Here is a 9216-nt window from a genome sequence, read left to right as displayed (position 1 = left end):
CCCACGTACCGACGTACCCACCGACTCACCTACGCGCCACCTCACGTACGCACCACCTCACGTCCCCCGGTTCACACGAGGAAGGAACGTCACGGCGATGGCAGCACGAGCGACCCACGCGGTGGTCCTGGGCGGTGGTCTGGCCGGCACCCTGGCCGCCGCCGCACTGGCGGGCCACGCGGACCACATCACCCTGGTCGAACGCGACCGGATGCCCGCCGGCCCCCAGGAGCGCACAGGCGTGCCGCAGGCGCGCCACGCGCACATGCTGATGTCCAGCGGCGCGGAGGCGATCGACGCGCTCGTCCCCGGCGTCACCAAGAGCCTCTACGCCGCCGGGGCGCACCGCGTCAGCGTACGGAAGGGCCTCGTCTCCTCCACCGCCCAGGGCTGGGTGCCGAGGTCAGCGGACCTCCAGTACGTCATCACCTGCGGGCGGGCCCTGCTGGACTGGACCGTACGGGAACGGGTCCTCATGGACCCGCGCGTGACCCTGCTCCAGGGCACGGACGTCACCGGGCTCGACGGCGACAGCCGCCGCGTCACCGCCGTCCGGGTCCGCGACCGGGCCACCGGCGAGGCGTCGCTGATCGGGGCGGACCTCGTCGTCGACGCGACCGGCCGCGGCTCGGCCGCGCGCACCTGGCTGGAGGAGCTGGGGATACCCCGGGTACGGGAGGAGACCGTCGACACCGGACTCGCCTACTCCACCCGGCTGTTCCGGGTGCCGCCCGGTGCGGAGCGGGACTTCCCGGCCGTGACCGTGATGCCGAGCCCCGCCGACCCGGTCCCCGGCCGCTCGGGCACCCTGCTGCCGATCGAGGACGGCCGGTGGCTGGTCACCCTGACGGGCCTGAGGCCCGCGCAGCCGCCGACGGACGACGCGGGCTTCCTGCCGTTCGCCCGCACCCTGCGCACCCCCGTCATCGGCGACCTCATCGAGGCGGCGCAGCCGCTCGGCCCGGTGTGCGGCTCCCGCAGCACGGCCAACCGCCGCCGGTACTACGAGGAACTCTCCCTCTGGCCCGACGGGTTCGTGGCCCTCGGGGACGCGCTGGCCGCGTTCAACCCCGTGTACGGGCACGGCATGTCGGTGGCGGCGAAGGCCGCGACCGCGCTCCGTACGGACCTGGAACGGTACGGATACCTCCCTGAGCGCTCGCGGCACGTCCAGCGTGCCGTCGCGGCCACCGTGAACGACGCCTGGGCCCTCGCCGTCGGCCAGGACGTCCAGTACCCGGACGTCATCGGCCCCCGGCCCGGCGCAGCGGCGAAGCTGATGCGGCGCTACTCCGCCCGCGCGGCGCGGGCCTCCGCCACCCGGCCCGCCGTCGCCGCCGCGATCGCCGACATCTTCACGCTGTCGGCGCCGGTGTCCCGCCTGCTGGCACCGAGGGCGGTGCTCGGCGCCCTGCGGGGGCCCGGCGCCCCGCCCCTGACGGCCCCGCCCTTCACGGAGCGGGAGCGCGCGCTCTTCTCCCGCGACCCACGGGAGCCCGCACGGAAAACGGAACAGGACACCACGCAGTGATCACCGGCGACCGGAAGGACAGCGAGATGAGCCGAAGCACCGAGGAGACGCTGTGGACGACGGAGGAGGTCGGCCACCGCTACGACCGGCTGTCGCGGGTGCCCGAACTGCTGGCGTTCGGTGAGAGCCTGCACTTCGGGTACTGGGAGGACCCCGAGGACGAGGGCGGTCTCTCCGACGCGATGGGACGCCTCACCGATCTGGTCATCGGCGGGCTGGACGCCGGACCCGGCAGCCGGGTGCTCGACCTCGGGTGCGGGGTCGGCGGCCCCGCCGTCAAGCTCGCCTCCGCCACCGGCGCCGAGGTCGTCGGCGTCACCGTCAGCCGGGAACAGATCACGAAGGCCACCGGCCTCGCCCGGGCCGAGGGCCTGACGGGGCAGGTGGTGTTCCAGTACGCCGACGCCATGAACCTGCCGTTCGAGGAGGGGGAGTTCGACGCGGTCTTCGGCCTGGAATCGATCATGCACATGGACCGGCCCGCCGTGCTCGCGCAGATCGCGAAGGTGCTGCGGCCCGGCGGCCGGCTCGTCCTGACCGACGAGGTCCTCCGCGCGCCGATCCCCGCCGACCGCGCCGAGGACGACGAGACCGTCGCCGGCTATCTGCGCGCCAACATGATCAGGTCCCTGGCCACTCCGGAGGCGTACCCGGAGCTGCTGACGGGCGCCGGTCTCGAGCCCGAGGCGATCACGGACATCACCGACCGGACCGTCCGCCCCACGTTCCGCACTCTCTGGCGTCAGGCGAACGACCGTCTCGACACGATCCTCAACGACCTGGGATCGCCCCCGGCGGCCGTGGCGGAGGAGCTGCGCGGCTGGCAACGCCTCGCGGAGATCCCCGAGTTCGGCTACCTCCTGATCAGCGCCCATCGCCCGGGCCGCTGACCGGCCGACGAACGTCTCCCGGAGGACGACACCATGACCGAGACCTGCCCCGTCCGCGACCTCTACACCCCCGCGTACTTCAAGGACCCCTACCCCGCGCTGACCCGGCTCAGGGACGCCGGCCCCGTGCACCGCGTCGAGCGCCCCGACGGCCTCGTCGTCTGGCTGATCACCCGTTACGCCGAGGCACAGGCGGCGCTCGGCGACCCCCGGCTCTCCATGGACGGCGAGGTCGTCCAGAAGGCGTTGGGGGCCTTCGCGTACGGCTACCTCGACCCGGAGAACGAGGCGCCGCACACCCTGCTGTCGAGCGACCCGCCCGATCACACCCGGCTGCGCAGACTGGTCAACCGGACCTTTACCGCCCGCCGGATCCAGGCCCTGCGCCCCCGGGTCCAGGAGCTGATGGACGGACTGCTCGACGCGCTCGGACCGGACGCCGCACACGCCGACCTGATCGAGGCGGTGGCCGCGCCGCTGCCCATCGCGGTGATCTGCGAACTGCTCGGGGTGCCCCCGGAGGACTACGACAGCTTCAAGCTGTGGACGACGACGATGTTCGTGCTCCCCGGCGACGTCGGGGACGGCATGTCACCGACCGACGCCATGCGCAACCTGCGCCGCTACCTCAGCGACCTCATCGCCGCCAAACGCGCCGAGCGGCCGGAGAGCGGTCAGAGGGCGGCGGGCACCGAGGAGTCCGGGGACCTGCTCTCCGCGCTGATCGCGGTACGGGACACCGACGAAGGCAGGCTCTCCGAACACGAGTTGGTGAGCATGGCCGTACAACTGCTCATCGCCGGACACGAGACCACGGTCAACGGGATCGGCAACGCCGTGCTCAACCTCCTGCGCCACCCGGACCAGCTCGCGGCGCTCCGGGCGGAACCGGCCCTGCTGCCCCGGGCCGTCGACGAACTGCTGCGCTTCGAAGGCCCGTTGGAGACCGCGATCCTGCGCGTCGCGACCGAGCCGATCCCGCTGGGCGACCAGGTCGTCCCGGCCGGTGCCCTGGTCAAGGTGGTCCTCGCCGCCGCCAACCGGGACCCGGACCGGTTCGCCGCGCCCGACACGCTCGACATCACACGGAAGAACGAGGGCCATCTCCAGTTCGGCCACGGCATCCACAACTGTCTGGGCGCCTTCCTCGCCCGGATGGAGACCGAGATCGCGATCAGCTCACTGCTGCGCCGTTACCCGGGGCTCTCCCTCGGGGTGCCGGAGGACGAGATCCGCTGGCGGGAGATCGCGATCATGCGCGCCCTGGAGGAACTTCCCGTCACGCTCACCGGGCCGGTCTGAGGCGACGCCCGGAGTCAGAGGTGGTCGAACGGCTCCGCGAGCCGGAAGGTGCCCCGTGGCGCCTCCCGGTACGTGGAGAGCGTGCGGACCTGGAAGTACGCGCCCCACGACGGCTCCGGCGGCACGATCCCGTACTCCGTGCTGGTCCGGAAGCCGTATCTGCCGTAGTACGCGGGGTCGCCCAGCAGCGCGACGAGCGGTTCGCCGAGGGCGTCCGCCGCGCCGAGCACGGAGTGGACGAGCGCCAGCCCGACGCCGCGCCGCTGATGGCCGGGGTGCACGCCGAGCGGAGCGAGCAGCAGCGCCGGGGCGCCGTCGACCCGCCCGCGTGTGCACGCCACATGCCCGACGACCTGCCCCTCCTCCCCGCCCCGGTCGCCGACGGCGACGAGCGACAGCGCGGGCAGCCAGTCCTCACAGGCGCGCAGCGCGTCGAGGAGCGGGGCCTCCACGGGCTCCGGCCTCTCCGGTGTCGCGAAGGCGGCCGTGGTGACGGCCCGTACGGCGGCATGGTCTGCGGGGGTCTCGCGTCGGATCAGCACCGGCACAGTCTGGAACGGCGCCGCGCCGCGGGGCAAAGGGATTACTCCGCCGGCGCCCCGCCCCGTGCCTCTCCGAAGATCGTGGCGAGCACCGAGGAGAGCTGCGGACCGCCGAGGACGTCCCGCAGCTCCGCCACGCCGTGGCGCAGCTCCGCCGGGGTGAGCGCGACGTACCGCTCGATCCGCTCGTTGAGCGTGCGCCGGAACCGTGCGTAGAGCGTGTCGTCGGTACGGACCCGGGCGGCGATCTCCACGAGGGCCGCGGTCCCGGCGACGTCGTCCTCGGGTATCCGGTGCCGCGGCAGCACATCCGCGAACCGCCCGGCCGACCGTCCGAAGAGCGTGGAGCCGAGTCGCCGTACGGTGAAGACGTGCGCGTAGTGCTGCTCGTGCAGCCCGAGCGGCAGCCGGCCGAGCGCCAGCGCCTCGTGGAGCGCCGTGAGCCCCGGCGCCAGCAGTTGGTGCGGGACGGTCGCGACCTGCCGCAGCAGTGCCCGCTGCGGCAGGAAACGGCAGTCGGCCCGCCCTCCGGCGATCTCGTGGCTCCGTTCGCGGTGTGCGCCGTAGGGGCCGCCGCAGACCAGGACACGCGGGAACCGGGGCCAGTCGCGCAGCAGATCGGGAATCCACCGGTCGAGCAGGCGCAGGTAGTCGTTGTTGACGTCGAAGTCCAGCAGGAAGTTCTTGAACCCGCCGACGTTGATCAGCAGGTCGTACTCCGGTGCGCCGCCGCGCGGTACGTCGCGTACCCCGGCGAGGTCGATCACCGGCCCGGACAGATGGGTCACCGGGCCGCTGCCGAGGGCGGCGAACGCGGCCGTACGGCCGGCGACGCCCGGGAAGTTCTGCACCACGCTGTGGTGGGCGAGCAGATGCGCGGCGAGCACGCGTTCGTGCGGGGAGAGCAGGGCGAGATGCCGGTCCGCGGCGGCGAAGGAGGTGCGCGGCAGGCTCGCGCACAAGGCGCCGATCGCGGCCGGTGGGCGCTCCGTCCGCCAGAAGCTGTAGAGGCTGTCCACCATGACGACGGGCCGGCCCGCCACCACGGCCCGCAGGGCCAGTTCGGCGTCCATGACCGAGACGACCTGGTCGCAGGAGGCCAGCAGCCCGTCGAGCGCGGCGGCCTGGACCGGTTCCGACCGGGACATCTCGTGGATGACGTCGAAGGCGTCCGCGTTACGGCGCGCGAACGAGGCCGCCACGCCGTCCCCCACGAACACCCGGTGATGGCCGGGGAGCAGCCGGGAGACCGCGACGAGTTCGGCCGCCGGCCCGAAGCCGCAGTTCTGCGCCCCCATCACGATCCGCACGGCGCCCGCCCCCGGCCGGTGGGCAGCGCCGCGAACACGTCGAGGAGCAGCCGGGCGAACTCCGCCGGCCACTTCGCGTAGCCGGAGTGACCGCCGGGGAACTCCACCAGTTCCCGGCCCAGCCGTTCGGCGAGGACGACCGAGGGACGGTGCGCCACCTGCGTCCGCGACTCCCGGCCGCCCGCGACCGCGATGCGCTCCGCCATCGGCGCGAGCGCCGCCACGTCGGGCAGGAAGCGGGTGAACGGCCGCATCGTGTGCGCCAGGAAGAACGCGCTGTTGTCCTGCGCCTCGGGCAGCGCGGGCGCGGCCCGGCCGCCGAAGAGGGCGCTGAACCTCGCCATCGCCGCCCCGACCCCCTCCCGGCGGAACGCCGCGTGGACCTCCTCGATGAACGCCAGTTGGTCCTCGGCGTCCGGCAGCAGGCTCAGCGACGGCGGTTCGTGGACGACCACGGACCTGACCCTCTCCGGGTGGCGGAGCGTCAGTTCGAGCGCGATGAGCCCGCCCGAGCAGCTTCCGAACACCGACGCCGTCCCGCCGGGCGCTGCCACCGCGTCCAGCAGCCGGTACGCGTCGTCCGCGTGCACCTCGATCCGCTGGTCGGCGGGCGGCCCGTCGAGCACACTGCGCGAGTTGCCGCGCGGATCGTAGGAGACGACACGGTGACCGGCGGCGAGCACGGCGGCCAGCCCGCCGAACACGTCCGCGTCCGAGTTGCCGCCGGCTATGAGGAGCAACGGCGGCCCCTCGCCGCGCACTTCGTAGTGGAGCCTGGCTCCCGGTACGGCCAGGGTGCCGCTGCCGCTCTCCCGTGGGTCCATCACACTCCAGCCCCTCACGATGTGTGTACGTCAGGTAGCTACCCGTGGCGCGGGCCGGTCACCGGCTTCGGCCGACCTCGTACGGGTGATGGTCGGGGTGGACGGCGCAGCGGGCGGCCCGCGAAGTGCGGCATGCTCTGCGGGACGAGTGGAACGGACCCGGCACGGGCACTGCCCGGAGCGGATCCGTCATGGCCAGAAGGACCGGAACCAGATGACAGACCACAACGCTGGACTGATGGCGTTCGTGCGGGCACGCCTCGACGAGGAAGAGCGGATCGCGCGCGAAGCCGGCGGTGATTCCTGGCGGTGCCCGCCCGAGCAGCCCGGTGAGATCCACGACCGCACCGGCAGTATCGCGTTCAGCCTGCGCACCCACGGGTACGACGGCCACATCGCCCGTCAGGATCCGGCGTACACGCTCCGGCGTATCGAGACGAGCCGGGTGCTGCTCGACGAGTACGCGGAGGTCGCGGCCCTGGACGTGGACCGCCCCGACGACGGCTTCGCCTCCGGCCGCGCGGTGGGACTGGGCTTCGTCGTCCGCCAGATGGCCGCGGAGCACGCCCACCACGCGGACTACCAGGTGAAGTGGCTGCCCCGGTTCTCCCACTAGGGACGTTCCCCACGAGGGGAGTTCCCCGGCGGACCGGACCGGTGCCGGTGCCGGTCCGCCGGGGAGGTCGCAAAGCGCTACGGGACGCGTGCGACGCCCGCGTAGAACCCGCTCAGCTCGGGCTCCGGGGCCGGCCCGTCCTTGTACCAGTGGGCGGCCGTCACCAGCCCGGGTTCCACCAGGTCGAGACCGTCGAAGAAGCGCGCCACCTCCGCACGGTCCCGCATCCGCAGCGGGATCTCGCCCTCCTTGTACGCGGTCGTCACGACGTCCTTGTACTGGGGGTGTTCGTCGAAGGTGGTGTGCGAGAAGATCAGATAGCTGCCGGAGGGCAGGGCGTCCACCAGGGTGCGGGTGATCCCGTACGGGTCGTCCTCGTCGGGGACGAAGTGCAGCAGCGCGATGAGGCAGAGCGCGACGGGCCGGTCGAAGTCCAGCAGGGTGCGGGCGTGGTCGAGGATGGTCTCCGGCTGCCGGACGTCCGCCTGGATGTAGTCGGTGGCGCCCTCCGGTGTGCTGGTGAGCCGGGCCTCGGCGTGGCGGAGCACGATGGGGTCGTTGTCGGCGTAGACGATCCGGGCCGTCGGGATGATCTCCTGCACGACCTGATGGAGATTCGGCTCGGTGGGGATCCCCGTACCGATGTCGAGGTACTGGTCGACGCCCTGCCGCGCCGTCCAGGCGACGGCGCGCCGCATGTATGCCCGGTTCCGTAAGGCGTTGCCCTTGGCCTCCGGGGGTATTCGCTCCCCGACCACCTGGTCGACCGCGTAGTTGTCCTTGCCGCCGAGAAGCCAGTCGTACACCCGTGCCGGGTGGGCCTTGCTGGTGTCGATCCGGGACTGGGGCGGCGGGTGTGCCGTCATGAGGTGCTCCTGTGTGGGTGACCGGGGCCGCCGCGATCGCCGACGCGCCGGGTGGACGCGGTGCGATACAGGCGGGCGGACAGCCTAGGCGACACCGGCCGCCCGTGACCAGGCTGTGATCACGACGCGGCCCGGACACCCGCCCGGAGCCCGCCGGTTCACCGGCACAGGTGGTGCGGGCCCGGGAGAGCCGGCGGCCGTACGGAGCGGGCCGCCCGGATCTCCCGGGCCGTCACGCGGCGGTCCTGGGGGCGCTCGCGTGGCAGGCGGACACCGGGGCGGTGTCCGGCCGGGTCCAGCGGCCGAGGGAGATCTCCGCGGTGATGCCGGGACCGAAGCCCGCGATCAGCCCGCGGGCCCCCTCGGCGGCGCCGCCCTCCTCGAAGAGCCGGTCCAGCGCGTCGAAGATGACCGCGCTGGCGATGTTCCCGCGCTCGGTGAGGGTGGCCCTGCTGTAGCGGAAGGTCTCCGACGGCAGCATCAGATACTTGCTCAGGTCGTCCAGGATCCTGGGCCCGCCCGCGTGGACGATGTAGAAGTCCAGGTCGGAGATGTCCCAGCCGAACGGCTCCGCCATGTCCCGCATGGCGGGGGCGAGCATGGACATCGTGCCGGGGACCCGCTTGTCGAGCATGAAGTGGAATCCGGTGTCCCGGACGGCGTACGAGATCCACTCCTCGGTGCCGGGCACGAGGTGCGAGCCGTTCTGTACGAGCCGTACCCCCGTCCCGCCCTCACCGCGGACGACGGCGGAGGCGACGGCGTCCCCGAAGAGCCCGTTGGAGAGCAGGTTGCCGACGCCCAGGTCCTCCGGCTGGTAGCAGAGCGAGCAGAACTCGCAGGACACGATGAGCACGTTCGCGTGCGGATACGCGATGCAGAAGTCGTGCGCGCGGTTGATGGCGGTGCCGCCGGCGGCGCAGCCGAGCTGGGCGATGGGCAGTTGGCGGGTGGCGGATCTGAACCCCATGGTGTTGATCAGCCACGCGGTCATCGAGGGCATCATGAAGCCGGTGCACGACACGTACACGATCATGTCGATGTCGCGGGGCGTCAGCTCGGCGTGGGCGAGCGCCCGGTGGATGACCTCGGGCAGCCGTGACTTGGCCTCGGTCTCGTAGAGGGCGTTGCGGGCCGTGAAGCCGGGATGCCGGAGAGTGTCCTCGATGGGCTGGACGAGATGCCGGGTCTGCACCCCGGTGTTGCCGATCAGCCGCAGGGCCAGCGGCAGTTGCGGGTGTCCGGCGTGCAGGGTGCGCGCGAACTCCAGGGTCTGTTCCCGGGTGATGACGTGCTCGGGCACGGCGATCGCCGGTCTGCACAGGGTTGCCATGT

Annotated in this window: 9 protein-coding genes; 4 read left to right on the top strand and 5 right to left on the bottom strand. The window is 72.6% G+C overall.

Annotation, left to right across the window (positions count from 1 at the left end; genetic code table 11):
• Window positions 1-97 precede the first annotated feature (97 nt).
• Genes ACIO3P_RS31420 through ACIO3P_RS31410 form a run of 3 tightly spaced genes read left to right on the top strand, consistent with a single transcriptional unit; the run spans window position 98 to window position 3723 of the window.
• Window positions 98-1531 carry an FAD-dependent oxidoreductase gene (locus tag ACIO3P_RS31420; protein ID WP_329826612.1) on the top strand — a complete coding sequence of 478 codons (1434 nt, stop codon included), beginning with the start codon at window positions 98-100 and terminating at the stop codon, window positions 1529-1531.
• A 26-nt stretch (window positions 1532-1557) separates the two neighbouring features.
• A complete protein-coding gene (locus ACIO3P_RS31415) occupies window positions 1558-2421 on the top strand; it encodes a methyltransferase domain-containing protein (protein WP_329826613.1) in 864 nt (287 codons plus the stop codon).
• A 33-nt stretch (window positions 2422-2454) separates the two neighbouring features.
• Window positions 2455-3723, top strand: a complete 1269-nt coding sequence (locus ACIO3P_RS31410) for a cytochrome P450 (protein ID WP_401849946.1) — start codon at window positions 2455-2457, stop codon at window positions 3721-3723.
• Between the two features lie 14 nt (window positions 3724-3737).
• On the opposite strand, the gene ACIO3P_RS31405 is transcribed toward ACIO3P_RS31410, so the two are convergent.
• From ACIO3P_RS31405 to ACIO3P_RS31395, 3 genes are read right to left on the bottom strand one after another with little or no spacing between them, the layout of a single operon-like run.
• Entirely contained in the window at window positions 3738-4265 is a 528-nt protein-coding gene (locus ACIO3P_RS31405; RefSeq protein WP_329826615.1) for an N-acetyltransferase, read from the bottom strand.
• 41 nt (window positions 4266-4306) lie between these two features.
• On the bottom strand, window positions 4307-5575 hold the full coding sequence (locus tag ACIO3P_RS31400; protein WP_401849944.1) for a hypothetical protein: 1269 nt from the start codon (window positions 5573-5575) through the stop codon (window positions 4307-4309).
• Window positions 5563-6399: an alpha/beta fold hydrolase gene (locus ACIO3P_RS31395; protein WP_401849942.1), complete on the bottom strand. Its 837-nt coding sequence runs from the start codon at window positions 6397-6399 to the stop codon at window positions 5563-5565. The genes ACIO3P_RS31400 and ACIO3P_RS31395 overlap by 13 nt, the downstream gene beginning before the upstream one ends.
• Window positions 6400-6613: 214 nt before the next feature.
• Between ACIO3P_RS31395 and ACIO3P_RS31390 the strand changes: the two genes are divergently transcribed.
• Window positions 6614-7015, top strand: coding sequence for a DUF6221 family protein (locus ACIO3P_RS31390; protein ID WP_329826618.1), 402 nt, complete (start codon window positions 6614-6616; stop codon window positions 7013-7015).
• A 77-nt stretch (window positions 7016-7092) separates the two neighbouring features.
• Here ACIO3P_RS31390 and ACIO3P_RS31385 read toward each other — a convergent pair whose 3' ends face one another.
• Together ACIO3P_RS31385 and ACIO3P_RS31380 are read right to left on the bottom strand one after the other, a co-directional pair.
• A complete protein-coding gene (locus tag ACIO3P_RS31385) occupies window positions 7093-7881 on the bottom strand; it encodes an SAM-dependent methyltransferase (RefSeq protein ID WP_329826619.1) in 789 nt (262 codons plus the stop codon).
• 232 nt (window positions 7882-8113) lie between these two features.
• Entirely contained in the window at window positions 8114-9214 is a 1101-nt protein-coding gene (locus ACIO3P_RS31380; protein WP_329826620.1) for a type III polyketide synthase, read from the bottom strand.
• Window positions 9215-9216 lie beyond the last annotated feature (2 nt).

Source organism: Streptomyces sp. NPDC087310 (assembly GCF_044744405.1).
Taxonomy (GTDB): Bacteria; Actinomycetota; Actinomycetes; order Streptomycetales; family Streptomycetaceae; genus Streptomyces.
This window is presented reverse-complemented; position numbering and strand designations above follow the sequence as displayed.

Bases quoted from the DNA above. Each gene is read 5' to 3' on its own strand.
- ACIO3P_RS31415 (WP_329826613.1), top strand. From the start codon at position 1,558: ATGAGCCGAAGCACCGAGGAGACGCTGTGGACGACGGAGGAGGTCGGC.
- ACIO3P_RS31390 (WP_329826618.1), top strand. From the start codon at position 6,614: ATGACAGACCACAACGCTGGACTGATGGCGTTCGTGCGGGCACGCCTC.
- ACIO3P_RS31385 (WP_329826619.1), bottom strand. From the start codon at position 7,881: ATGACGGCACACCCGCCGCCCCAGTCCCGGATCGACACCAGCAAGGCC.
- ACIO3P_RS31380 (WP_329826620.1), bottom strand. From the start codon at position 9,214: ATGGCAACCCTGTGCAGACCGGCGATCGCCGTGCCCGAGCACGTCATC.
- ACIO3P_RS31410 (WP_401849946.1), top strand. From the start codon at position 2,455: ATGACCGAGACCTGCCCCGTCCGCGACCTCTACACCCCCGCGTACTTC.
- ACIO3P_RS31395 (WP_401849942.1), bottom strand. From the start codon at position 6,399: ATGGACCCACGGGAGAGCGGCAGCGGCACCCTGGCCGTACCGGGAGCC.
- ACIO3P_RS31420 (WP_329826612.1), top strand. From the start codon at position 98: ATGGCAGCACGAGCGACCCACGCGGTGGTCCTGGGCGGTGGTCTGGCC.